This is a genomic window from Streptomyces caeruleatus (assembly GCF_001514235.1).
GTDB lineage: Bacteria > Actinomycetota > Actinomycetes > Streptomycetales > Streptomycetaceae > Streptomyces > Streptomyces caeruleatus.
This window is the reverse complement of record NZ_KQ948927.1, coordinates 72188-96084: the sequence shown is the minus strand read 5'-3', so window position 1 is coordinate 96084 and position 23897 is coordinate 72188. Positions and strand designations below refer to the sequence as shown.

Genomic DNA, 23897 nt, shown 5'->3' with positions numbered 1-23897 from the left:
CACAACTTGCACAAACGGAATCAGAAATTCCGCTGCGTAGATGCCGGTAGGCGACTTATGCTCAACTTCACCTACACCAGAGCTTCACATGTGGAGTAGGGGGCTTCGGTAGGCCGAACCGAGGGGGGAACGGCAGCCGTTCCATGAACCGGGTGGGGGTGGACCTCGCGTGGGACCGCGAGGTACGCACCGGTTCGTGGAACGGCTGCCGTATGCGTACGTCCTGCGGCGGCGCTCAGCGACCGAGGATCGAGTCGACCTCCGCCACCTGCCCGGCCGTCAGCGGCCCCTTCGCCAGCGCGCCGGCGTTCTGCTCGGCCTGCTCGACGGAACGGAACCCCGGGATCGGCACCGTGCGCGGGCTGCGGGCCCAAAGCCAGGCCAGGGCGCCCTGGCCGAGCGTACGGCCGCCGCTGGTGAGGATGTCCTTCAGCGCATCGACACGGGCCAGCCAGTCGGGGTCGGCGCCGGATCCGTCCTCGAAGCCCTGCAGCCACTCCGGCGGCCGGCTGCGGATGTCCCCGGCCTCCAGGGCCTGCCCGGTGCGCCGCTTGCCGGTCAGCAGGCCCATCGCCAGCGGGCTGCGGTTGATGCTGGCCAACTCCAGTTCCTCGCACAGCGCGAACATCTCCGGCGCGTCCTGGAGCACGTTCGCCATGTGCTGTACGGCCGCGCAGTGCTCCCCGCGCGCGAACACGGCGGCGCGGGCCGGGTCGTCGGTGCTCCACGCGTAGGCGCGGATCAGCCCCTCCCGCACGAACTCCTCGCACAGGTCACGCAGCTCGGCGGCGCGCTCCGGGTCGGCGTCGGAGAGGTGCAGCTGGTAGAGGTCGACGTAGTCGGTGTCCAGGCGCTGCAACGAGGCGGTCAGCGCGCGGCGGGCGTACGCCACGGTGTCGTCGGCGCCGGTGAGGGTGCGGGTCTCCTCGTCGAAGACATTGCCCCACTTGGTGGCGACGACGACCTCGGCACGGCGCTTGCCGAGGGCCCGGCCGAGGACGCGTTCGCTGTGGCCTGCGCCGTAGGTGTCCGCGGTGTCGAAGAAGGTGACGCCCAGATCGAGAGCGCGCCGGACCGCCCGCACCGACTCCTCGTCGTCCACCTTGCCCCAGCCGAGCGGCTGCCCGTCGGCGGACTGCCACTCCCCGCCGATGGCCCAGCATCCGAAGCCGAGGGCACTGACCTCGATGCCCGTGCGCCCCAACGTCCTCTTGGTCTCCATGGTCTCCATGAGGAAGGACGTTAGGAGTTGGAGTGCACACGAGGGCAAGCGCTTGTGAGGCTTTTTTGAGACGGGCCCTAGGCCTGCCCCGTCTCGAAGCGGGAGATCGTGCCGTCGTCCCCGACCTCGAAGTGCCAGCGGGTGCGCATCTCGCCCCAGGTGTCGTTGCGGTAGTGGGTGAGGAGGTCGCGGCCGCGGTTGGACTCGTTGTCGACTTCCATGTGGCCGTTGGAGGAGAAGATCTCCCGCTCGATCCAGTCGGCGAGGTCGCGGTCGGTGCCGTCGTCCGCCATGGTCGCGCCGGGCGCGAGGATGCTCAGGAAACCCTCGCGGTCATGAGCGTTGACGGCGGTGACGAAGGCACGGACGGCGGGATCGCTGAGTTTGGACGTCTGAATCGTCATACCGGTCAGCCTCACATCGCCTCCGTCGGCCCGCCACCCGAACGGCGGCGAGAGCGGGCCGGGTGGGTGTGGGCGGTGCGACGGTGGATACGCGGGAGGTCGTCCTGCCCGTGCCATCCGCCCGTGCTGTCTGTTCCGGGAGTCACCGTGAGTGCTTACGACCGACGTGATCTGGGCCTGCTGCTGCTCCGGCTGGGAGCCGGCGGCGTGCTGGCCGCGCACGGCACGCAGAAGTTGTTCGGCTGGTTCGGCGGACACGGTATCGAGGGGACCGGCCAGTTCATGGAGTCCGTCGGCTACAAGCCGGGCAAGGCCAGCGCGACGGCGGCGGGCCTCGCGGAGGCAGGCGGCGGCACCCTGCTGGCGCTGGGCCTGGCGACACCGGCGGCGGGCGCGGCGGCCGCCGGCGGCATGGCGGGCGCGGCCACCGTGCACGCCCCGAACGGCTTCTTCAACCAGGAGGGCGGCTACGAGTACGCCGCCACCCTCGCCCTCGCCGCGACCGGCCTCGCCATCGCCGGCCCCGGCCGCCTCTCCCTCGACCACGCCCTCGGCCATGTCTTCGACCGGGGCTGGATGGTGCCGACGGCACTGGGGGCGACGGCGGCGGTGACGGCGCTGGTGGTGGGGGCGCGGAACAGGAGGCTGGACCGGGCGGAGAAGGAGGAGCAGGCGGGCCTGTTCGACGAACAGGAGGCGCTGTTCGGGGAGTAGGCGCCCCTTCGGCCCACCTGAGCAGCCTGAGCGAACCGGGGCACGGTCCAGCAACCCCCTAAGGGGCGCGGGGCTGTGACATGTGCGGCTCCGCCGCGTGGGCGCGACCAGCCACGACGCACCCGCAGTCGCTCTACGACCTATCCCGGCACTGTCAGCGGGCGTTCGGCGTCAACCGCAACACCGCCCCCTCTCCGTTCCCCGACAGCAAAAGCACCCCATCCGACCCTGCCGCCAACCCCGCAAACCGACGAGCCATGCCCGGCATCCCGTTGGCAAAGAGAGCAGGTTCCGCACGCGGAACCACCCCCGGCGGCGCCCCGACCGGCAGGTCCTCCGCGTCGACACGGCCCTCCCCCACCGCCCCCTCCGCGAGCGACACCGCCCGCAGCCTGCGCGCCCCCGTCTCCACGACGAACAGCTCCTCACCCAGCACCGCCAGCCCCTGAGGCGCCGCCAGCCCGTCCGCCACCACCGCCGGCGGCCCCTCCGCCTCGATCCGCAGCACCGCGCCGAGCCGCTCGTCGCTGACGTAGCAGCGTCCCCCGGCATCGAAGGCCACGTCGACGGGCTGTTCGAGTCCGTCGGCGAGGACGGTGAGGGTGTCCTGCTCGTCGACGGCCACGACCCGCCCCGCGTCCGACTCGGCGACGACGAGCGAGCCGTCGGGCGCGACGCCGATGCCGAGCGGCCGCCGCAGCCCGCCGGCCCGCTCCCGCACGGCCCCGCTCCCGGGGTCGTACGTCTGAACCTGCCCGAACTGCGAGGTGAGGTGCAGCAGTTCGCCGTCGGCGACGATGCCGTGCGCGAAGTGCAGCAGGGAGTGGGTGGTGACGCCGGTCGGCGACGGCCCGGCCACCCGGTAGTGGTCGGCGGCGTACACCGTGCCGCCGAGGTCGATCGTCACGCCGTACGGTCCGTCGAGTCCGCGCGGCACGATCTCGCGGGTGCGCCCGTCGGGGTGCATCTCGGTGACGCCGCCGCTGGCGTAGCTGGAGACGAACATGCGGTTCTCGGCGTCGAAGGCCGCGTTGTCCAGCCCGACGACGCCGCTGGTGACCAGGGTCCGCGAGCCGCTGCCGTGCAGGTCGACCCGGGTGACGATGCCCTCGGGGCCCCGGGACAGCACATGCAGCACCCCGCCCCGGTCGAACCGCACGGCGACCGGCTGGTGCACGTCGTCCGCGACGACCTCGGGCGCGCCCCCGTCCGGCGGGATCCGCCAGACCTGGCCGGTGAGGAGAGGATTCGGGCCGCTCATCATGTGCGGGTAGTAGAGGTGCCCGTCCGGGCCGACCTGCATGGCGTTGCCGAGGGCGAGCCCGCTGGTGAGGACCACCGGCTCGCGGGCGCCGTCGGGGAAGAGCTCCATCAGCCGCCCGTCCGGCTTCATCTCGTTCACGAACAGCCGGTCGCCGAGGCAGGTGATGCCGTTGGGGTTGGCCACGTCCCCGGAGACGAGCGTGTACTCCCCGTCCGGGCTGCGCCGCCACACCCGCCCCGGCACCAGGTCGGCGATGAACATCGAGCCGTCCGCGCCGAAGGCGAGGTCGTCCGGCGACTGCACGGGACTGTCCATCGGTACGACCACCTCGACATCGCCGGTGGCCGGGTCGACGGCGCTGATCTGCCCGGCGAGGAACTGGGCGACGTACAGCCGCCCGTCGGGCCCGAACGCGACGCCGTTGGAACCCCACAGCCGGTTGGGCGGGTTGAGCCGCTCGACCGTCCAACGGGCGCTGGTGGCAGCGTCGCGCTCGCCCGCCGCGCCGTACCTGCTCGGCTCACCGCCGGGCTCGCGGGCGACGCTCATGCCTCTCCCTCCACCAGCACCTCGCGCATGCCGCCGTCCGACCGCCAGCGCCGCAGCAGTTCGTGGAAGGCGACGGGCCCGTCGCCGTACGACTCGCTGCGTTCCCGGGGCCGCCCCTCGTTGTTGTAGTAGCCGGGCGTGCACTCGGCCTGGAACTTGTACAGGTCGGCGGCCTTCTGACGGATCGTCGCCACCCAGGCGTCCTGCGCCGCACCGGTCGGCTCGACGTACCGGGCCTGCCGCTTGCGTGCCTCCGCGACGACCTCGGCGACATGTGTGGCCTGTTCGTCGAGGATGTGGACGTAGTTGACGGAGGCGGCGTTCTGCATGGAGCCGAGCAGGAAGAGGTTGGGGAAGCCGCGGGTGGTGAAGCCGTGCAGCGTCTTCAGCCCCTCGGTCATCCAGGTCTCCAGCAGCCCGGCGCCGCCCCGCCCGTACACCGGAAGCCTGCCGGACAGCACCCCCGACCGGCCGACGTCGAAGCCGGTGGCGAAGACGATGCAGTCGACCTCGTACTCCTCGCCGCCCACCACGACGGCGTTCTCGGTGATCCGCTCGACGCCGTGGGTGTCGGCGGTGTCGACGAGGGTGACGTTGGACCGGTTGAAGGTCTGGAGGTAGTGGTCGCTGAAGGTGGGCCGCTTGCACATGTAGCGGTACCAGGGCTTGAGCGCTTCGGCCGTCGCCGGGTCCTCGACGATGTCCTCCACCCTGGCGCGCAGCTCGTTCATCTTCTGGAAGTCGGCGACCTCGTAGGCGAGTTCGCGCTCATCGGCCGGGACGTCCGCGTAGGCGTTGGTCGGGATGAGCTTCTCCTGGAGCCGCGCGCTGGACGTCCAGGCGTCGTTCACCAGGTCCTCGTCCTGCCGGACGCCGGTGACGACCTTGAGGAAGTTCTCCATGCGGAGCCGCTGCCACCCGGGCTTCAGCGCTTTCGCCCACTGCGGATCGGTGGGCCGGTTGCCGCGTACGTCCACGGAGGACGGGGTCCGCTGGAAGACGTACACCTGCGCCGCGTCGGCCCCGAGGTGCGGTACGACCTGGATGGCGGTGGCGCCGGTGCCGATGACGGCGACGCGCTGGTCGGCGAGCCCGGTCAGACCGCCGCTCGCGTCGCCGCCCGTGTAGGCGTAGTCCCAACGGCTGGTGTGGAAGGTGTGCCCGCGGAAGGTCTCGATGCCGGGGATGCCGGGCAGCTTGGCCTGGCTGAGGGTGCCGCTGGAGACGACGACGTACCGCGCCCGCACCTCGTCACCACGATCGGTGCGCACGACCCACTCCAAGTCCTCCTCCTCCCAACGGAGTTCGGTGACCTGGGTCTGGAAGCAGGCGTGGTCGTAGAGGCCGAAGTGGCGGGCTACGGCCTGCGCGTGCTCGCGGATCTCCTCGCCCGGGGAGTACTTCCACTTCGGTACGTAGCCGAGCTCCTCCAGCAGCGGGAGGTAGATGTACGACTCGATGTCGCAGTGGATGCCGGGGTAGCGGTTCCAGTACCAGGTGCCGCCGAAGTCCGCGCCCTTCTCGATGACCCGGATCTCCTGAAGCCCGGCCTGCCGCAGCCGCGCCCCCGCGAGCAGCCCGCCGAACCCGCCGCCGACGACCACGGCCTCGACCCGGTCCCGCAGGGGCTCGCGGGTGAACTCCGGGTCGGCGTGGGGGTCGTCGTCGTACGTCCCGAACTCGCCGACGGGCTGCTGGTACTGCGCGGATCCGTCGGGCCGGATACGCCGCTCGCGCTCGGCGCGGTACTTGGCGCGCAGGGCTTCGAGGTCGAACTCCAGGTGCCGGGGCTCGGACATGGGGTGCTCTCCTGGTCGTGGGGCCGGCCACGGGAGGGCCGGGTCAGGGGAAGTGAGCGCCAGTCAAGCGAAGCGGGCTGACAGCTCCCGGACATATCCCGGACACTTGATCAATGTGCTCCAGGCCACAAGACGCCGCGCGGGTGCTTACGGCCTTCCTGCCTGCCCCAGCCAGTAGCCGAACCCCCGCCGGGTGTGGATCAGCGCGGTCTGCTCCCCGTTCACCTTGAGCCGCAGTCGCGAGACGAGCCGCTCGATCGCGCCGTCGGTCGGCGGGTCGTCCCAGACGTGCCGCCCGATCTGCTCCTTGGACAGCACGCGCTCGGCGTTGACGAGCAGGCAGCGCAGCAACCGGTACTCGGCGGGCGTGAGCTCGATGGCGCGCTCGCCACGCCGGGCGCGACGGGTGGAGTGGTCCAGCACGAGGTCGCCGTAGCGCAGGGCGCCGTCCCATCCGCCGGGCTCTGCGCCGCGCACCAACTGCCGTGCGTGGGCGAGCACTTCGGCCACCCGGCCGGAGGCCCCGCCGCCCTGCCCGTCCACGCCGTCCGCACCGTCCGGGCCGCCGCCGGGAAGGCTGCCCAGGAACTCGCCGTCGCCCGTGAGGAGCAGGACGGCCGGGCGGTCGGGGGCGAGGAGACGGCGGCTGTGCCGCAGCGCCTCGGTGTCCGGCAGCGTCACATCGAGGATGACCAGATCGAACCGGCGCCCGGCGAGCAGGTCGGTGGCCTCGGTGGCCCGGTCCACCACGACGGTCCGGTATCCAACGAGCTCCAGCATCGTGGAGAGCGGATCGGAGGTACGGGCGTCGCCTACGACGAGGAGGACGTCCGGTACGGCGTCTGCCGCGCCCACCGCGTTCACCGCGTTCACCGCGTTCACCGCGTCGGAGGACGGCGGCTTCGGCATGGGTTCACTTTACCTGCGGGTCGTCCGGGACGAGTCAGGGGCGAGTCAGGCGCGAGGGCGAGGCCTCAGGTCCAGGGCGAGGCCTCAGGTCCAGGGCGTGGCGACGAGCCGGATCCGCGCGTCCGGGCCGAGGAGGGGTGCGGCGGTGGTGGGAAGGGGAATGTGGGCGACCCAGCGATCCGGGGTGGGATCCTCGTCGACGCGCGGTTCCCCGGCGACGCCGTGGTCTCGGATGGCTCCCTCGATGTCCGAGTTCCAGGCGGCCCAGATACCGGGGCCGGCCTCCGGTGTGCCCACGTCGATGACGAGGGTGTCGGAGAAGTCGGCGGTCTGCTCCAGGTGCTCGCCGAGGTCGAGGATGCCGTGCCGCTCGCGCAGGGAGATGAGCCGCAGACCGAGGATGAACCGCATGGGTACGCCTTCGGACTGTCTCAGCGCACTGTTGAGAAAGGTGGTCGCGAGGGACACGGCGGCCGGCCCGGCTGCCGGTGCCGCCTGCCCGTCCGGGGCCACGTCGAGCTGGATGGGACACCAGTGGGCCGCGAGCCGCTGATGCATCACGACGGGCAGCCCGCGCACCGACAGACGTGTCTCGCCCTGCCACACGAGGTCACCGTCACGGCGCAACCGGTAGTCGACGAGCGAGGCCTCGATCCGGGTGTCCCCGAACAGGAACCGCCGCAGGTTCTGGTACCCCTCCTCGGAGTTGACCATCCCATAGCGCCCGCTGTGACTCCGGTGCACGAACGCCCGGTGCGCGCCCGGCACATACGCCCGCTCGATCTGCACGAGCCCGTCGCTGTGCGGTCCGACGGCGGCGGAGGACAGCCCGAAGGCCACGTCGTAGTCGGCCGGGTCGGTGCCGACCAGACAGAAGACCCGCTCGACGGGCAACGCCCCCGGCCCGGCCGGCATCCGACGGGCGTCCCACCCCTCGGGCGGGCCGTCGGGGTCGAAGTCGGCCTGCGGGGTGAGGTACTCGTACATCCGCCGGGGCCCGAAGATGTCCGCGCCCTGAACACCGGTCATGTCCCGAAGCCGGTCCAGCAGCCCGCCACCGAGGTCGAAGGTGATGCCTCCGTGCGGGGTGCCGTAGGTGAAGAACTTCGCCACGCACCCGACGGCGTCCCGCCCCCGGTCCGGCAGCACCTTCTGCAACAGACACCGGCAGATCAGCCCGCCCATGGAGTGGGCGACGAGGATGACGGCCGGCGCCCCTGTCCTGTCGAGGATCAGATCGATCAGCTCGAGCAGATCAGCGGCGGCGGTCTCCAGCCGGTACTCCTGGGGGCTGCCTCCCCAGGTGGTGGCCGAGCGGTCGTAGAAGCGGTGGATCCAGATGGTGTGGGCCGGGATGTCGTCGTGCTGGTCCAGGTAGGCCGCCTGGTCCCCCTTCACCAGCAGTTCGTAGCCCTCCTCGCGCAGGAGGCGCAGCAGCGGGCTCTCGAACTGGTGGAAGTGGGGCTGGTTGTTCGCGCCGACACGGATGTGCACGGAGCCCTCGTTGAAGCCGTAGAAGGGGTCGTCCACGGCTTTGTCGATGCCTCGGGTCCCGCCGGCGAAGCCGCGGACGTAGACGAGGGGAAGTTTGCGGGGGTCGTCCACGGCTCGCCTCCGAGCGTTCTGGGTTCACTCCTCCTGAGTCCTGAGTCCTGAGTAGATGAAGACCGGGGCTCTGGCCTCCGGGAATAGGCCGGAGCGGTGACGTGCCGCGGCGGGCGGCGTAATGGCACGTTCCTGGCCGCCGAGTTCCCCACGTCCCTCCAGGCGCGCCACGTGCTCTCCGTGATCGGCAGCGGCGAACGCACCTTCGAAACCATCGCCGCAAAGGCCCGGAGCCGCCGGTCGCCCCCTCCTTCCCGGCTCACTCGACCCGGCCCTGCGCGCCTTGGCGGACAAGCGGCTCATCGCCGTCGACACCCCGCGCCCCACTCGCCCCGGCGACCGCGACCGCCGCCACCGCGTCGCCGATTCCTACGTCCGGTTCTGGCTGGCCTTTCTGGAACAGGGCATCGCCGAGACCGAGCGCGGCCGCGGCCGACTGGTGGCCGAAGCGGTCGAACGCGGCTGGACCTCATGGCGCGGCCGCGCGATCGAACCCGTCGTACGTCGGCTGGACCTCGTGGCGCGGCCGCGCGATCGAACCCGTCGTACGGCGGCTGGACCTCGTGGCGCGGCCGCGCGATCGAACCCGTCGTACGGGAGTCCCTGGCCCGGCTGCTGCCCGACGGGACATGGCCGCAGGTCCGGGAAGTCGGCGGCTGGTGGCCCCGCACGAACAACCCCGAGGTGGACCTGGTGAGCGCGGACCGCTACCCCACCCGGAGATCGCCTTCGTCGGCTCGATCAAGTGGCACGAGAACGGCTCTTTCGACATGGGGTGGAGCGAGGGCGGGTGGGGCTGCCGCCCGGCTTGCTCGAGCCGGCGTGCGTTGTGGTCTTTGTGCGGTGGTGTCGGCAAGTCTGTCCGCGGTGGCTGTGTGGGGCCCGCTAGAGTCCGTGTTGTGAGGCGCTGATCAGGGCAGATCCAGATGCTCGAAAGTGGCCTCCTAGCCGTCGTGCGGGGCGTTGTCAATGCCCGACACGCGCGCAGGAGTGTGACGGGGAGTCAGTCAGGCCCCCCGGATGGCCCAGTGTTGTGGCCAAGTCGCTTCTCCTCTCACTTTTTGACGGCCCATCACATGTGCTGTTTCGGGATCTTGAACGCCCGATCGGCCCCTTCCTTGCGCCTCCCACAGATTTCTGAAGTGGCGACAGAATTCGGCGTGAGTAGGTTCTTCCGTAGGCGGCCGGGTCGGCTGACATCCCTGAGAGATGGAGAAAGCAATATGCCTGCGAGAGGGAGAAGCGGAATGCGTACGCGTACCGTGGTCGGGATCGCATTGTCGGTGGGCATCACCGTCGTCGCTGCAACCACCGTGAACTATGCGTCGGCTTCGAGTCCCGCGCCGGAGTCCGCCCCGGCGGTGCAGGAGGCCGCCGCCTCCTTGCCTCAGGGAGGGGACGTGGGCGGGAACGGGCAGACGGGAGGGGACGAGCTGTCGAACCACGGCTACGGGAGGGACGATGACGATCGCGGACGGGTCTATGTCAACGAGCGAACGTATTCGGTCGAGGGGGGCGAGTGCATCGCTGTAATCAGTAGTCCGGCCACCAGCTTCAACGTCCGGAACGAAACTGACAGGAGAATCGAATTCTTCACCGGGATTACGTGCGACAACGGCGCTGCAATTGCGACCATCGGCCGCGGAGACTCCAGCAACGCAATCCCCGGAACTGTGGTCTTCGACGGGACCGTGGTGCCCTTCGCGCTCGTCGGCAGCTTCCGGGCCGTCGACAGGAAGCACCACTGACCCCGATACCGGCCAGGGCCTGCGGCGACGGCAGCAGAAGTAACGCACGATGGGCCCGGACCGCTCGGTCCGGGCCCATCGTGTGCATGGTCAGGGTCCGCCTGGCCAGGTCCTTGGGCGGCAGACGAGTCGGGCTGTACGCCGGGTTCTGTTCCGGAGGGTCCTCACGAACCCCCCGGCGACGGCCATCCATCTACGACCGGCGTTGCCACCGGCCTCCTGCGGTCTACCCGCGGACTCGGGCGGGCAGCCCTCGAACGTCCGCGCAGAAACACCGGGGTGTTTCCTCTTGACCTTGCTCCGGGTGGGGTTTACCTAGCTGCTCAGGTCACCCTGAGCACTGGTGGTCTCTTACACCACCGTTTCACCCTTACCGAGGACCGAGGTCCCCGGCGGTCTGCTTTCTGTGGCACTGTCCCGCGGGTCACCCCGGGTGGCCGTTAGCCACCACCCTGCCCTGTGGAGCCCGGACGTTCCTCGGGAAGCTCCCTGGGGAGCTCCACGCGGCCGTCCGCCCGGCTCGTCTGCCGTGCGGACCATGTTACCGGCCCGGACGGGGCGGCCGTCGCCAGGACCGAGCCGGCCACGGCCGTGCTGATCGCGCCGACGGAACCAGAGTGAGGTGCTCAGAGAAAGTCCGACGTGTCCAGGTCGAAGGCGAAGGGCTCCGGGAGGGCGAGGGGTTTGCCGAGGGGGCGCGTGCAGTGCTCTCGGTAGTCGTCCTTCTCCGGGTCGCTGAACAGCGTGATCGAAGATGCCTCGCGATCGACGAGCAGGTAGAGCGGGATGCCACCGCGGGCGTAGCAGCGGCTCTTGGCCTCGCGGTCGGCCTTGGGCTTGGTGGACGTCACCTCCAGGACCAGGGCGACGCCCTCGCAGGGCATCCAGGAGTCGGCGCCCCGGTAGAGCCGCAGCTTCGTGGGAGCGATGGTGCCGTCCGGGATCACGTGGTCCTTCGGGCAGCCGCCTCCGCTCTGCAGCTTCAGCCCCTTGTTTCCGGAGAAGTCCATGTCGGTCCGGGACCTCCTGATCACCTGCTTCATGATCAGATTGATGTAGTCCTCGTGATCCCCGTCCGGCGGCGGCGTCACAACGATCTCCCCCTCGATCAACTCGGCCCGGAAACCCTCCGGGGTGTCCAGGGCGAGAAAGCCCTCCAGCAGGACCTCTTCCTGCGTGAGCGGCTCGTGGGCCATGGCAGTCATGTCACGCCCCTCCTTCTGTCGCTCGCCAGACTGGGACATCGGTTGATCACCTGGCCGTGAGATCGGGAACCGTTCCCTCGATCGTGGCACACCGGCAGCGCCACCGGCAGGCGACGAGTCCGCGTCCGCTTGACCCTGCCGCGACGTCAACGTCTCTACTGATCCCATGCGGATCGGAGAACTCGCCGCCACCGTAGGCGTGACCACGCGGACCGTGCGGCACTACCACCACCAGGGCCTGCTGCCCGAACCGGAGCGGCGGCCGAACGGCTATCGGGAGTACACGCTGCGGCACGCGGTCGTGCTCGCGCGGATCCGGCGGCTGACCGAGCTGGGGCTCGGGCTCGCGGAGGTGCGGGACGTGCTGGCCGAGGACGCAGGGAAGGATCTGGTCGAGGTGCTCACCGAGCTGGATGAGGATCTCGCCCGACAGGAGGACGCCATCCGGGAGCGGCGGGAGCGGCTGCGGGCGTTGCTGGAGACGGAGGGCGGGCTGCCGGCCGAGGGGCCGGTGTCGCCGAGGCTGGCCGCGCTGTTCCAGGACATGGCGCACATCGGCGGCGACTCCCCGATGGCCGCCAAGGACCGCGAGATGCTCGCGCTGATCGAGACCACGGCCGGTCCCGAGGCACGGGAGGAGTTCATGGGCGCCCTGGGCGGCGCGCTCGCCCGGCCCGGCGGCCAGGAGCGGGCCCTCGCCGCGTACGCCCTGCTCGACCAGCTGGCCGACGCCGACCCCGCCGACCCGCGCGTGGACGAGGCGGCCCGTGCCCTCGCCGACTGCCTGCCTCGCGACCTGTTCCCGGGGCCGGTCGGCGTCGACCCCGACAACAGCTTCCTGCGCGCCTTCTACGCCGACTTCGCCCCGGCGCAGGCGGAGGCCATCCGCCGTACCCTGCGCATCCTCACGGAAGGAGACGGGCCGTGATGCGGGCCTCGGTACGGTCCCTGCTCGCCCTCGTCCGGCACGAGCTGCGGCTCCTCGTCAGTCTCGGGCTGTGGGTGACCCGGCGCCGGCAGGGGATCGGCGACGGTGGCACCGCCTTCGGGTACGCGCGCGGGCAGGGCCCGATGATGTTCGGGTTCGCGTTCGTGTGCGTGATCGAGTCGCTCACCATGGCTGTTCTGTTGCGGGACTTTCCGGCCGTGCACCGGGTGGTGTTCATGCTGGACGTGTACACCGTCGTGCTCGTCGTCGGGATGCACGCCGCCTCCGTCGTACGGCCCCACGTCCTCGACGCCCATTTCCTGCGCGTCCGGCGCGCCGCGCACGTCGATCTGCGCATACCGCTGGAGAACATCGCGCACGTACGGCGCGAGCTGCGCACCACCCATGAGCGGGCCGACGGGGAGCTCAACCTCGCGATCGGCGCGCAGACCACCGTGACGGTCGAACTCGCCGAGCCCGTCGCCCACTTCACCTTCCTGGGCCGCCGGCGGGACGTCCGCCTCGTGCGCCTGCACTGCGACGAGGCCGCCGACCTCGTCCAGGCGGTCAAGCGGGCTCGAACCGCACCTTCGCCGCTCGGGTGAGGCGGACCCTGAGCCGCTCGCCCAGCGGCAGACGGTCCCCGTCGGTGTTCTCGATCCGGCCGATGACCGCCGGGGACTCCAACTGGACCGTCCCGACGGCAGGACGGCGTTCCTCCACGTCCACCACCCAGCCGTCGAACACCTCCCCGACCCGGTCCTTCAGCAGCGCCCCCTCGACGAGGTCCAGGCACTCCCGCTCCACCGTGCCCGCGCGCCGGGCCCCCTCGGCCATCCGCGCGGGCAGCGCGTCGAGGCCGGCCCGCACCCAGTCGGGCACCGGCTGCCCCGCCGCCACCGCGAGGCAGATCTCGCAGGCGTAGCGGTCGGCGAGGCGGCGCAAGGGGGCCGTGCAGTGGGCGTACGGGGCGGCCACGGCGGAGTGGGTGGTGATGGCCGGGAGGGTGCCGTCGTGGAAGACCGTGTATCCGGCGCCGCGCAGCAGGGTCGTGCATTCCTGGAGGAACGCCGCGTGGTGCGGGCGGTGCGGGTCCAGGGAGCGGACGAGTCCGGCGTAGGAGACGTGGTGCGGCCAGTCGATGCGCAGGGCGTGCGCGGTACGGCGGAGCCGGCCGACGGCGCCGTCGGGGGCGGGTGGGAGGGTGCGCAGGATGCCCGTGCCGCCGGCCAGCATCAGGTCGGCCGCGGCCATGCCGGTCAGCAGGGAGATCTGGGCGTTCCAGCCGTCGGCCGGCAGCGGGGCGCGATAGGCGAGCTCGTAGGTGTGGTCGCGCTCGACGATGTCCTGCTCGGGCACGCTGAGCGAGATCCCGCCCCGCTCGACCTCCAGCCGTTCCCGCAGCTCCCCGATCTCCTTGAGCAGCGCGAGCGGCTCCTCGGCCGTCGCGCCGTCGATCTCCTTCTGCACGCCCGCGTAGTCCAGCTTGGCCCGGCTGCGGACGAGGGCGCGGCGGACGTCGACGGCGAGCGTACGGCCGTCCGCGTCGAGGTCGATCGTCCACAGCACGGCGGGCCGGTCCTGGCCGGGCAGCAGGCTCGCCGCGCCCTCGCTCAGCGACTCGGGGTGCAGCGGGATGCGCAGGTCGGGGAAGTAGAGGGTCGTCACCCGCCGGTGGGCCTCGCCGTCGAGCGCGCCCGACGGTACGACGAAGGCGGCGACGTCGGCGATGGCGTACCGGACGCGGTAGCCGCTGCCGGTCCCGGCGCGGGTGCCCTGGCGGGACAGGTGCAGGGCCTGGTCGAGGTCGGTGGAGGTGGAAGGGTCGACGGTGAAGAAGGGGATGTCGGTGGCGTCGTACGGCGGGCGGGCCGGGGCCTTCGCGGCGCGCTCGGCCTCCGCCAGCACCTCGGGCGGGAAGCTCCCGGGGACGCCGAGTTCGGTACGCAGCGCGGTGAGGGCGGCCCGGAGGGGGGCCTCGGGGGCGCCGGTCACCCGGATGTGGCGGCGGGGCATGAGTCGAGCGTAGGGCGCGGGCCGCCGACCGGCACGCCGTACCCTCGGTGTCGGAGTTTTGAGAGAAGGAGTACGTGTGCTTGTCCTGCTGCCGCCTTCCGAGGGGAAGGCCTCGTCCGGTCGGGGTGCCTCGCTGAAGCTGGAGTCGCTGTCCCTGCCGGGGCTGACCGAAGCCCGCCAGGCCGTGCTGAATGAGCTGGTCGAGCTGTGCGGCGGCGACGAGGACAAGGCGCGCGACGTCCTCGGGCTGAGCGAGGGGCTGCGCGGGGAGGTCGCGAAGAACGTCGGGCTGCTCTCGGCGGGGGCGCGGCCGGCCGGGGAGATCTACACCGGTGTGCTGTACGACGCCCTCGACCTGGCGTCGCTGGACGCGGCGGCGAAGAAGCGGGCGGCCGGGTCGCTGCTGGTGTTCTCGGGCCTGTGGGGCGCGGTGCGTGTCAACGACCGCATCCCCTCCTACCGTTGCTCGATGGGCGTGAGGCTGCCCGGTCTCGGGGCGCTCGGCGCGCACTGGCGGGAGCCGATGGCGCGGGTGCTGCCCGAGGCGGCCGGGGACGGGCTGGTACTGGATCTGCGGTCGTCGGCGTACGCGACGGCGTGGAAGCCGCAGGGCGAGGTGGCCGGGCGGACGGCGACGGTACGGGTGCTGCACGCGCCGACCCGGAAGGTCGTCAGCCACTTCAACAAGGCCACGAAGGGCCGGATCGTACGGAGCCTGCTGACGGCCGGGGCGGCGCCGAAGGACCCGGCCGGGCTGGTGGAGGCCTTGCGGGATCTCGGGTACGAGGTGGAGGTGGAGGCGCCGGCCAGGGCGGGGAAGGCGTGGACGCTGGACGTGCTGGTGGCGGAGATCCACTGAGGCACAGCCGCAGCGCGTTGCAGTATGCGCAATGACCTTTGCGCACTGTGCTTGATGCCGACAGGATGAGGCCATGCCCTCTCCCCTGCCTGCCTCCGTGCTGGATCTCGCGCCCGTCGTCCCCGTGGTCGTGGTCGACGACCCCTCCGACGCCGTACCGCTGGCCCGCGCCCTCGTCTCGGGCGGGCTGCCCGCGATCGAGGTGACCCTGCGGACGCCGGCCGCGCTCCAGGCGATCCGGGCCATCGCGGACGCCGTGCCGGACGCGGTGGTCGGGGCGGGCACCGTGATCACGCCGGAGCAGGTGACGGACTCGGTCACGGCGGGCGCGCGTTTCCTGGTCAGCCCCGGCTGGACGGACGTACTGCTGGACGCGATGCGCGCGTCCGGGGTGCCGTTCCTGCCCGGGGTGTCCACGACGTCGGAGGTCGTGGCGCTGCTGGAGCGCGGGGTGCGGGAGATGAAGTTCTTCCCGGCCGAGGCGGCGGGCGGTACGGCGTATCTGAAGTCGCTGGCCGGACCCTTGCCGCAGGCCCGGTTCTGCCCGACGGGCGGCATCGGCCCGGCGACGGCAGCCGACTATCTCGCGCTCCCCAACGTCGGCTGCGTGGGCGGCAGTTGGATGCTCCCGGCGGACGCGGTGGCGGCGCGGGACTGGGGGCGGGTGGAGGCGTTGGCCCGCGCGGCGGCCGGGCTAGGCGCGCAGGTGTGACGTGTCGTTGAAGAGCCGTACGCTCGCGTTGCCGTCGGCGTAGTACGCCACCGCCGAGAGGGAGGCCGCCGAGAGTTCCATGCGGAACAGGGACTCGGGCGGGGCGCCCAGGGCGAGGCGGACGAACGTCTTGATGGGCGTGACGTGCGAGACGAGCAGGACGGTGCGGCCGGCGTGGGCCGCGACCAGCTTGTCGCGGGTGGCGGCGATCCGGGTGGCGGTCGCCGCGAAGCTCTCGCCGTCGCCGGTGGGGCGGGCCTCCGGGTCGGCCAGCCAGGCGTTGAGGTCCTCGGGGTAGCGCTCGCGCACCTCGCCGAAGGTGAGCCCCTCCCAGGCGCCGAAGTCGGTCTCGCGCAGACCGTCGTCGACGGTCACCTCCAGGCCGAGGCGGGCCGCGACGATCCCGGCGGTCTCCCGGGTACGGGCGAGCGGCGACGCCACGATCGCCTGGATGGTGCCGCGCCGGGCGAGGGCGGCGCCGACGCGCTCGGCCTGGTCCCGGCCGACGTCGGAGAGGGCCGGGTCGGTACCGCCGCTGCCGGAGAACCGCTTCTGCGGGGTGAGGGGGGTCTCGCCGTGCCGCAGCAGGACGAAGGTGGCGGGCGCGCCCATGTCGGCGGGGGCCCAGCCGGACGAGGGCGCGGCCACGGTACGGGCGGCCCTGACATCTCCCTCGGCCTTGGCCCTGGACTCGGCGTCGGCAGCGGAAGCGGAAGCGGAAGCGGATGCAGTGGCCGAGCCGCGTCCCTCCGCCAGCGCCGCACGCGCCCGTGCCGCGCCCGCGGCAGCGTCTCCCGGCGGGCCGGACGGCTCCGGCTCGGCGGCCCCCTTCGCAGCCCTCGCGGCCCTCGCGTCAGCCGCCTCCAGCTCCGCCGTCGAAGCCGCCGCCGACCACTGCTCCCCCCGCTTCCCGGCGTCCATCGCCTCGTTGGCCAGCCGGTCCGCGTGCTTGTTCTGCTCGCGGGGGATCCACTCGTACGTCACCTGGGCAGCCGGGTAGACACGCGCCGCCTCGAACGCCAGCGGCTTCATGTCGGGGTGCTTGATCTTCCAGCGGCCCGACATCTGCTCGATGACGAGCTTGGAGTCCATGCGGACGTGGATCGTGGCCGCCGGGTCCAGGTCGTACGCGGCGCGCAGACCGGCCACCAGACCCCGGTACTCGGCGACGTTGTTCGTGGAGACGCCGATGTACTCGGCCGCCTCGGCCAGCGTCTGGCCCGTCGCCGCGTCGATCACGACCGCTCCGTAGCCCGCGGGCCCCGGGTTGCCCCGTGACCCGCCGTCGGCCTCGACGATGAACTCCCGCACGGCACAGACTCCCTGGGCTCTTAAAGGCCGGACTCGGCCGTACGCACCAGGATCCGGCGGCAGTTCTCGCAGCGCACGACGGTGTCCGGAGCCGCCTGGCGGATCTCGTTCAGCTCGGTGATGGCGAGCTCCTGGCGGCAGCCCTGGCAGGTGCGCTGGTACAGCTTGGCCGCGCCGATGCCGCCCTGCTGCTCGCGCAGCTTGTCGTAGAGCTTGAGCAGGTCGGCCGGGACAGCGCTCGCGATGACCTCGCGCTCCTTCGTCACGGTGGCCACCTCGCCGTCGATCTCCTCGAACGCGGCGTCCCGGCGGGCGGTCGCGTCGTCGACCTTCCCCTGCACGGCGCCGACCCGCTCGGTCAGCTCGGCGACCCGCTCCTGCGCGGACTCCCGGCGCTCCATGACCTCCAGGACGATGTCCTCCAGGTCGCCCTGGCGCTTGGCGAGGGAGGCGATCTCGTGCTGGAGGTTCTCCAGGTCCTTCGGGGAGGTGATGGCGCCGGAGTCCAGGCGCTGCTGGTCGCGGGTGGCGCGCTGGCGCACCTGGTCCACGTCCTGCTCGGCCTTGGTCTGCTCGCGGGCGGTGTCGCTCTCCTCGGTCTGCGCGGCCACGAGCAGGTCGCGCAGCTGGGTGTGGTCCTTGGTCAGCGACTCGATCTCGGCGTGCTCGGGCAGCGACCTCCGCCGGTGCGCGAGCTGCTGGAGCCGGACGTCGAGGGCCTGGACGTCGAGGAGGCGGATCTGGTCGGCGGGCGCGGCGTTCAGTTGGGGGCTCCAGTTGTGTCGGTGACGGTGGATGCCGCGTGGGCGGTCCAGGGGTCGGTGACCGTCTTCGAGACGTGGACGCGCAGGTCCCATCCGTTGCGGTCGGAGATCTCGTCGAGCTGGGTGGCGGCCAGCTCGCACCAGGGCCACTCGGTGGCCCAGTGCGCCGCGTCGAGCAGCGCGAGAGGACTGTGGGCCACGGCCTCGGACGCCGGGTGGTGGCGGAGGTCCGCGGTGAGGAAGGCGTCGACGCCGGCGGCCCGGACCTGGTCGAAGAGGCTGTCGCCGGAGCCGCCGCTGACGGCGATCGTGCGGACCGTCGCCTCGGGGTCGCCGGCCACGCGGATGCCCTGCGCGGTGGCGGGCAGCCGCTCGGCGGCGCGGGCGGCGAGTTCACGGACGGTCAGCGGGTGGTCGAGTTCGCAGATCCGGCCCAGACCCCGGCGGCCCGCCGGGTCGTTCGCGTCCGGCACCAGCGGTCCTACGACCCGCAGGTCCAGGGCGCCGGCCAGCGCGTCGCTGACTCCCGGGTCGGCGGTGTCGGCGTTGGTGTGCGCCACGTGCAGGGCGATGTCGTTCTTGATCAGCGTGTGCACGACCCGGCCCTTGAAGGTGGAGGCCGCGACGGTCGTCGTACCGCGCAGATAGAGCGGATGGTGGGTGACCAGCAGGTCGGCGCCCAGCTTCACCGCCTCGTCCACGATCTCCTGGACCGGGTCGACGGCGAACAGGACCCGGGAGACCTCCTGGTCGGGGTCGCCCACGACGGTGCCGACCGCGTCCCAGGACTCGGCCCGCTCGGCGGGCCACAGGGTCTCCAGCGCGGCGATGACTTCAGACAGACGGGGCACGAAGGAAAGGCTACCTGGGCACCTCTGTGCGCCTGAACCGGCGCCGCTCTCGCGTAGGTGGCTGATCGCCGTCGTGGTTCCCCACTTGATGGTTGCGGTGGTCTTTGCGGGCGCGACGCTGCCGATCGGCCCGCGGCCACCTCCGGCCCGCCCAGCACAATCACCCCCGTTACCTCAGGCGAATCGTTCCTGGGCCACCCCTTTGTGTGAAGCCGAACCTCGTCGATCCCACGCCCGCGCGTGCGAAAACTAGCTTCGTTACCGGAGGTGACCGGACCATGACGGCCTGTGCGATCGAGCCTGCGGCGGAGCACGAGGACGGCGACGCGCCTCGGGCGGGGTGCAGCATCACGGCGGACGGTTCCTACGCCGCCCGTCTCGCGCCGTCCGGGGACTGCTGGTTCCCGGAGCGGTGGACCCTGGACGGCCCCGAGCCGTATGCCGTGCCGCTGCCCGCCCATCAGCCGGAGGAGCCCGGCACCGAGGTGCAGCCGATGGGCGACGGGCGGGTCCTGATCTGCCGCCGGACCGACGGACGGCACCTGTTCTCGCTGCTGTACCCGACCGGCCCCGGCACCGGTGAGCTGCCGCTGGGCGCGGTGCAGTGCCCGGACGAGCAGACCCGGCTGCGGCTGCTGCCCCCGGCGCCGGGCGGCGACAAGGCGTACGCCCTCGCGGTCGGCCGGCGCTCCAGCGCGGTGTGGCTGGTGGCGGGGGGTGCCTTCGGGCCCGAGCGGCTCGCGGAGGTCCCGGGGCGCTGCTCGGGCGGGGTGTGGCTGGACCGGGGCGGGCGGATGCTGGCCCTGGACCGGGAGTCCGGGGGCCGTACGAAGGCCGTCGTGGTCGACCTGGAGCGGGGCGGCGAGGTCTCTCCGCTGCTGCAGATCACGGACGACAGCGACGACCGGCTGGCGCTCGCCGACCCGGACAGCGGGCTGCTGCTGATCCGGTCGGACGCTCCCTCGCCGGGTCGGGAACGGCTGGGCTGGGGCGTGCTGGGCAGCACGCTTCCGGTGCGCTTCCCGGAGTGCCTGCGGATGCCCGACTGCGTGGTGACGCCGTTCGCGATCCAGCCGGGCCAGGTGCTGACCCCGGAGGGCTGCGGGGTGGCGTTGCGCATCGACGGCCCGGCCGGCACCTGGGTCGGCGTCTGGAGCGCGGCCGAACGCCAGGTACGCCATCTCCCGGCACCGGAAGGGTGGTTGGCGGGGTCGGGTTGGTGGACCCGGGAGGGGGTGCTGCAACTGCCGTACGCGACACAGGAGATGGGGTGCGGCGTCGCCGGCTGGGAAACGCCGCACAGGGAAACCCCCTCAAGGGGCGCGGGGAACTGCGCGACAAGCCACGACGCCGCCGCACCCGCCCAACAACAGCACCCGGCACCCCCAAAGGCCCCCTCGCCCCCCGCGCGGCAGCGCCCCGTGCCGCTCCAGCAAGCCCCGTTGGGCGGTCTTGTAACGAAGTAGTGGCGGTTGGCGTGGGCGCCTGGATTCGGCCCATGGTGCTCTGGTTAAACTCGCCCGGCTGTAAGAAAGATCATGTTGACGGGGTGAGTTTTCCGATGAGTAACGCCAGCACGACCCAGCCGGGGCCGGCCGACGTTCACGACGTTCAGAAGGCCGCCGGTCACGGCAGGCACCGGGGCCCGGTGTCCGCCCAGGACGGCGAGACGGCCCCCCGCGGCCGTCACCGCAAGCCGGTCGAGGAGACCGAGACGGCCGCCTGACGCCGCGCTAGCAACGGCATACGGCCCTGTCCTCACGAGGGACGGGGCCGTTCCCATTTCCACCGCCGCCTCCGGTCCCGCGTCAGGCCCGCTTCAGCCCCAGCACCTCCGCCGCCCCGAACGTCTCTCCCGCCGGCCGCCCGGCGAAGTGCGAGGTGAGCAGCGCGTCGAGCTCGTCGTAGGTGAACGTCTCCTGCTTGCTGTCGAACTTCGCGGCGATCCGCGGCCGTTCGACGACGGCCACCATGCCGCCGTGGACGACGAGCAGCTGGCCGTTGACCCGGGCGGCGGCCGGTGAGGCCAGGTAGCCGACGAGCGGGGCGACATGCTCCGGGGCGAGCGGGTCCAGTCCGTCGTCCGGCCGGGCGAGGCCGGCGAAGACGTCCTCGGTCATCCGGGTGCGGGCGCGCGGGCAGATGGCGTTGGCGGTGACGCCGTACTTGGCGAGCGCGAGGGCGGTGGAGGTGGTGAGCCCGACGATGCCGCCCTTCGCGGCCGCGTAGTTGGGCTGCCCGGCCGAGCCCGCCAGGAACGCCTCCGAGGAGGTGTTCACGATCCGTCCGTACACCGGCCCGCCCACCGCCTTGGACCGCTCGCGCCAGTGCGCGGCGGCGAAACGGACGGTGTTGAAGTGTCCCTTGAGATGGACCCGGATCACCGAGTCCCACTCACCCTCCGCCATGGAGAAGACCATACGGTCGCGCAGGATGCCCGCGTTGTTGACCAGGATGTCCAGCTTGCCGAACTCGGCTACGGCCAACTCGACCAGTGCCGAGGCCTGTTGGAAGTCGGCGACGTCCCCGGTGTGGGCGACTGCCGTGCCGCCCGTCGCGCGGATCTCGGCGGCGACCTCCTCGGCGGGCCCGGCGGAGGCCTCGCCCGAGCCGTCCCGGCCGGGCTGTCCGTAGTCGTTGACGACGACGGCCGCGCCGAGCCGGGCGAGTTCGAGCGCCTCTGCCCGGCCGAGCCCGCGCCCGGCGCCGGTGACGATCGCGGCGAGGCCTTCGAGTGGCAGTGACATCAACGCCCCTTCGCAGCAGGTGGGTTCAGATCTCTATGCAGGTGCGCAGGGCCGTGCCCGTGCGCATCTGGTCCAGGGCCTCGTTGATGTCGGCCAGCGGCACCCGGTGCGTGATCAGGCCGGCGAGGTCGATACGGCCCGCGCGCCAGAGGGCGATCGTGCGCTCGTAGGAGCGCAGGACGTCTCCGCCGCCGTACATGGACGGCAGGATCCGCTTCTCGTCGAAGAACAGCTCGAACATGTTGAGCTGGAGGAAGTCGTCCATGGCGCCCGCGCCGACGACGACGAGGGTGCCGCCGCGCCGGGTGTTCTCGTAGGCCGTGCGGGCGGTGGCCGACCTGCCGACGACCTCGAAGACGTAGTCGAAGCCCTCACCGGCCGTGACCTGCTGCTTGGCGTCGGCCAGCCCGTCCGGGGCGACCGCCTTCGTGGCGCCGAACCGGAGCGCGGACTCGCGGCGCGAGGCGACCGGGTCGACGGCGACGATCTCGGCGGCGCCCTTGAGCCGGGCGCCCTGGATCGCGGAGATGCCGACGCCGCCGCAGCCGATGACGGCGACCGACGAGCCGGCCTCCACGTCGGCGGTGTTGAGCGCGGCACCGAGCCCGGTGGTCACCCCGCAGCCGATGAGGGCGGCGATGTCGAAGGGCACGTCGTCGGGGATCGGCACCGCGCAGCCTGCGTCGACGACGACCTCCTCGGCGAAGGTTCCGGTGCCGGCGAAGCCGAAGACGTCCCCGGCGGGGCGTTTGAAGTTGGGGGTGCCGGCGTTCATGAACCCGGCCAGGCACAGTTCGGTCTGGCCGCGCTTGCAGGCGGCACAGGCACCGCAGGCGGGCAGCCAGCAGACGACGACCCGGTCACCGGGCTTCAGGTCACGGACGCCCTCCCCGACCTCGACGATCTCGCCGGCGCCTTCGTGGCCGGGTACGAAGGGCGCGGGCTGGGGCAGTACGCCGTTCATCGCGGACAGGTCCGAGTGACACAGCCCGGTGGCCCGTACCCGGACCCTCACCCGGCCGGGCCCGAAGCCCACCGCCTCGACGTCGTCGAGGACCTCCAGCTTGTCCTGGCCGGTCTCGTGCAGTACGGCTGCGCGCATGGTGCGGGCTCCCCTCGTACGGCGTTCTGGGTTCAGGAGTGTTCGACGACGGTGTCGGCGAGGACGGGCGCGTCCTCCCGCTCGACCGCGCTGACCGCGACCCGTACGGCACCGTCCTGCCGCCACATGCGGATGCGCAGGGTCTCCCCGGGGTACACGACCCCGGCGAACCGGGTGACGTAGGACCGCACCCGGGTCACATCGCCGCCGAGCAGCGTGTCGACGACGGCCTTCAGCGTGATGCCGTAGGTGCACAGCCCGTGCAGGATGGGCCGCTCGAACCCGGCGACCTTGGCGAACTCGGGGTCGGCGTGCAGCGGGTTCCAGTCGCCGCAGAGGCGGTAGAGCAGCGCCTGGTCCTCGCGGACGGGCCGCTCGACGGTCCGGTCGGGCTCGCCGGCCGGGGGGTCGAGGCGGGCGGAGGGGCCTCGGTCGCCGCCCCAGCCGCCCTCGCCGCGGATGAAGATCTGGGCGTCGTTGGTCCACAACGGGCCCTCGGCGTCGGCGACTTCGGTCCGCAGGACCAGGACGGCCGCCTTGCCCTTGTCGTGGACGGCGGCGACGCGGTGGGTGGCGGTGGCGGTGCCCGCCGTCGGGAGGGGCCGGTGGACGGTGAGCGACTGGCCGCCGTGCAGGACGCGGGCGAGGTCGACGTCGATGCCCGGCATGGACAGTCCGCTGATCACGCCGGGCGAGCCCGAGCCGGCGACGGTGGCGAAGCTGGGCAGGACGTGCAGACGGGACTCCAGGGTGTAGCGCAGCTCGTCGGGGTCGGTGGCCGGGATGCCCGCGCCGATGCCCAGGTGGTAGAGCTGGACGTCCTTGGAGTTCCAGGAGATCTCGCCGGTCCGGGGTTCGGCGGCGAGGGCCTTGGCTGCGTCGATGGGCATACGGCTCCTGACAGTGGCTTCGGTCAAGACCCCGGTACGGCCGTCCGCACCGTCGGCCGCACCGAGGTCGTCGCGGGCCGATCTAGAACGCGTTCCAGTCCGGCGACCTCTGTATAGCCGAGCACACCGCAGTTGTGAAGGCTCCTGACGGAGTGTCAGGTCGCCATGGTGCCACGGCCCGCCCCTCCCGTCCGTGACATTTGTCCTGCCGGAGTGCGGACAGGCGGCCCTGCCGGACGCGGGCCTCGATCCGTAACGTCGGAGGCATGACACTGAGGACGGGGCCGAGGACGGACCC

The 23897-nt window shown here is 71.9% G+C and carries 23 protein-coding genes and 1 other RNA gene; 9 read left to right on the top strand and 15 right to left on the bottom strand.

The window, feature by feature from the left end:
• Window positions 1-235 precede the first annotated feature (235 nt).
• Both AQJ67_RS12830 and AQJ67_RS12825 read right to left on the bottom strand, forming a co-directional pair.
• Window positions 236-1222, bottom strand: coding sequence for an aldo/keto reductase (locus tag AQJ67_RS12830; RefSeq protein WP_062718693.1), 987 nt, complete (start codon window positions 1220-1222; stop codon window positions 236-238).
• Window positions 1223-1299: 77 nt separating this feature from the next.
• On the bottom strand, window positions 1300-1626 hold the full coding sequence (locus AQJ67_RS12825) for a hypothetical protein (RefSeq protein ID WP_062718691.1): 327 nt from the start codon (window positions 1624-1626) through the stop codon (window positions 1300-1302).
• A gap of 147 nt (window positions 1627-1773) precedes the next feature.
• Between AQJ67_RS12825 and AQJ67_RS12820 the strand changes: the two genes are divergently transcribed.
• Window positions 1774-2340, top strand: a complete 567-nt coding sequence (locus tag AQJ67_RS12820; protein WP_062718689.1) for a DoxX family membrane protein — start codon at window positions 1774-1776, stop codon at window positions 2338-2340.
• Window positions 2341-2494: 154 nt separating this feature from the next.
• Here the strand turns inward: AQJ67_RS12820 and AQJ67_RS12815 are convergent, their stop codons facing one another.
• The 4 genes from AQJ67_RS12815 to AQJ67_RS12800 all read right to left on the bottom strand — a co-directional run bounded on the left by AQJ67_RS12815 (window position 2495) and on the right by AQJ67_RS12800 (window position 8466).
• Window positions 2495-4153 carry an SMP-30/gluconolactonase/LRE family protein gene (locus AQJ67_RS12815; RefSeq protein ID WP_062718688.1) on the bottom strand — a complete coding sequence of 553 codons (1659 nt, stop codon included), beginning with the start codon at window positions 4151-4153 and terminating at the stop codon, window positions 2495-2497.
• A complete protein-coding gene (locus tag AQJ67_RS12810) occupies window positions 4150-5952 on the bottom strand; it encodes a flavin-containing monooxygenase (RefSeq protein WP_062718687.1) in 1803 nt (600 codons plus the stop codon). The genes AQJ67_RS12815 and AQJ67_RS12810 overlap by 4 nt, the downstream gene beginning before the upstream one ends.
• Before the next feature lie 147 nt (window positions 5953-6099).
• Entirely contained in the window at window positions 6100-6861 is a 762-nt protein-coding gene (locus AQJ67_RS12805) for a response regulator transcription factor (protein ID WP_079055934.1), read from the bottom strand.
• An 84-nt stretch (window positions 6862-6945) separates the two neighbouring features.
• Window positions 6946-8466: an esterase/lipase family protein gene (locus AQJ67_RS12800; protein WP_062718685.1), complete on the bottom strand. Its 1521-nt coding sequence runs from the start codon at window positions 8464-8466 to the stop codon at window positions 6946-6948.
• 283 nt (window positions 8467-8749) lie between these two features.
• On the opposite strand from AQJ67_RS12800, the gene AQJ67_RS49235 reads away from it, so the two are divergent.
• Both AQJ67_RS49235 and AQJ67_RS12795 read left to right on the top strand, forming a co-directional pair.
• Window positions 8750-9163, top strand: a complete 414-nt coding sequence (locus AQJ67_RS49235) for a hypothetical protein (RefSeq protein WP_244190447.1) — start codon at window positions 8750-8752, stop codon at window positions 9161-9163.
• A 550-nt stretch (window positions 9164-9713) separates the two neighbouring features.
• Entirely contained in the window at window positions 9714-10214 is a 501-nt protein-coding gene (locus AQJ67_RS12795; protein WP_062718683.1) for a hypothetical protein, read from the top strand.
• Window positions 10215-10335: 121 nt separating this feature from the next.
• On the opposite strand, the gene rnpB is transcribed toward AQJ67_RS12795, so the two are convergent.
• An RNA gene (rnpB, locus tag AQJ67_RS12790) (RNase P RNA component class A) lies at window positions 10336-10737 on the bottom strand.
• A 103-nt stretch (window positions 10738-10840) separates the two neighbouring features.
• Window positions 10841-11419, bottom strand: coding sequence for a Uma2 family endonuclease (locus AQJ67_RS12785; protein WP_079055933.1), 579 nt, complete (start codon window positions 11417-11419; stop codon window positions 10841-10843).
• Window positions 11420-11585: 166 nt separating this feature from the next.
• Between AQJ67_RS12785 and AQJ67_RS12780 the strand changes: the two genes are divergently transcribed.
• Window positions 11586-12347: a MerR family transcriptional regulator gene (locus tag AQJ67_RS12780; protein WP_062718679.1), complete on the top strand. Its 762-nt coding sequence runs from the start codon at window positions 11586-11588 to the stop codon at window positions 12345-12347.
• Window positions 12347-12952: a hypothetical protein gene (locus tag AQJ67_RS12775; protein ID WP_062718677.1), complete on the top strand. Its 606-nt coding sequence runs from the start codon at window positions 12347-12349 to the stop codon at window positions 12950-12952. Before AQJ67_RS12780 ends, AQJ67_RS12775 begins: the two co-directional genes overlap by 1 nt.
• On the opposite strand, the gene AQJ67_RS12770 is transcribed toward AQJ67_RS12775, so the two are convergent.
• Window positions 12915-14363: an RNB domain-containing ribonuclease gene (locus AQJ67_RS12770; RefSeq protein WP_062718675.1), complete on the bottom strand. Its 1449-nt coding sequence runs from the start codon at window positions 14361-14363 to the stop codon at window positions 12915-12917. The genes AQJ67_RS12775 and AQJ67_RS12770 overlap by 38 nt on opposite strands.
• Before the next feature lie 76 nt (window positions 14364-14439).
• Here AQJ67_RS12770 and yaaA point away from each other — a divergent pair, with 76 nt between their 5' ends.
• Entirely contained in the window at window positions 14440-15222 is a 783-nt protein-coding gene (gene yaaA / locus AQJ67_RS12765; protein WP_062718673.1) for a peroxide stress protein YaaA, read from the top strand.
• A gap of 73 nt (window positions 15223-15295) precedes the next feature.
• Window positions 15296-15934 carry a bifunctional 4-hydroxy-2-oxoglutarate aldolase/2-dehydro-3-deoxy-phosphogluconate aldolase gene (gene eda, locus AQJ67_RS12760; protein WP_062718671.1) on the top strand — a complete coding sequence of 213 codons (639 nt, stop codon included), beginning with the start codon at window positions 15296-15298 and terminating at the stop codon, window positions 15932-15934.
• Here the strand turns inward: eda and AQJ67_RS12755 are convergent.
• Genes AQJ67_RS12755 through AQJ67_RS12745 form a run of 3 tightly spaced genes read right to left on the bottom strand, consistent with a single transcriptional unit; the run spans window position 15917 to window position 18860 of the window.
• Window positions 15917-17245: a bifunctional RNase H/acid phosphatase gene (locus AQJ67_RS12755; RefSeq protein WP_062718669.1), complete on the bottom strand. Its 1329-nt coding sequence runs from the start codon at window positions 17243-17245 to the stop codon at window positions 15917-15919. The two genes, eda and AQJ67_RS12755, sit on opposite strands and share 18 nt — an antisense overlap.
• Before the next feature lie 20 nt (window positions 17246-17265).
• Window positions 17266-18009: a zinc ribbon domain-containing protein gene (locus AQJ67_RS12750; RefSeq protein WP_062719330.1), complete on the bottom strand. Its 744-nt coding sequence runs from the start codon at window positions 18007-18009 to the stop codon at window positions 17266-17268.
• Window positions 18006-18860 (bottom strand): Nif3-like dinuclear metal center hexameric protein, encoded by an 855-nt coding sequence (locus AQJ67_RS12745; protein ID WP_062718667.1) that lies wholly within the window; start codon window positions 18858-18860, stop codon window positions 18006-18008. The genes AQJ67_RS12750 and AQJ67_RS12745 overlap by 4 nt, the downstream gene beginning before the upstream one ends.
• Window positions 18861-19138: 278 nt before the next feature.
• On the opposite strand from AQJ67_RS12745, the gene AQJ67_RS12740 reads away from it, so the two are divergent.
• Complete coding sequence (locus tag AQJ67_RS12740; protein WP_062718666.1) at window positions 19139-20326, top strand: hypothetical protein; 1188 nt, start codon at window positions 19139-19141, stop codon at window positions 20324-20326.
• A gap of 95 nt (window positions 20327-20421) precedes the next feature.
• Window positions 20422-20586 (top strand): hypothetical protein, encoded by a 165-nt coding sequence (locus tag AQJ67_RS48205; protein ID WP_167366203.1) that lies wholly within the window; start codon window positions 20422-20424, stop codon window positions 20584-20586.
• An 82-nt stretch (window positions 20587-20668) separates the two neighbouring features.
• Here AQJ67_RS48205 and AQJ67_RS12735 read toward each other — a convergent pair whose 3' ends face one another.
• The 3 genes from AQJ67_RS12735 to AQJ67_RS12725 are packed head-to-tail and all read right to left on the bottom strand — an operon-like array spanning window position 20669 to window position 23599.
• On the bottom strand, window positions 20669-21607 hold the full coding sequence (locus tag AQJ67_RS12735) for a 3-oxoacyl-ACP reductase (RefSeq protein ID WP_062718664.1): 939 nt from the start codon (window positions 21605-21607) through the stop codon (window positions 20669-20671).
• Between the two features lie 25 nt (window positions 21608-21632).
• Window positions 21633-22709, bottom strand: coding sequence for a Zn-dependent alcohol dehydrogenase (locus AQJ67_RS12730; RefSeq protein ID WP_062718662.1), 1077 nt, complete (start codon window positions 22707-22709; stop codon window positions 21633-21635).
• 32 nt (window positions 22710-22741) lie between these two features.
• Window positions 22742-23599: a MaoC/PaaZ C-terminal domain-containing protein gene (locus AQJ67_RS12725; protein ID WP_062718660.1), complete on the bottom strand. Its 858-nt coding sequence runs from the start codon at window positions 23597-23599 to the stop codon at window positions 22742-22744.
• Between the last annotated feature and the right edge of the window lie 298 nt (window positions 23600-23897).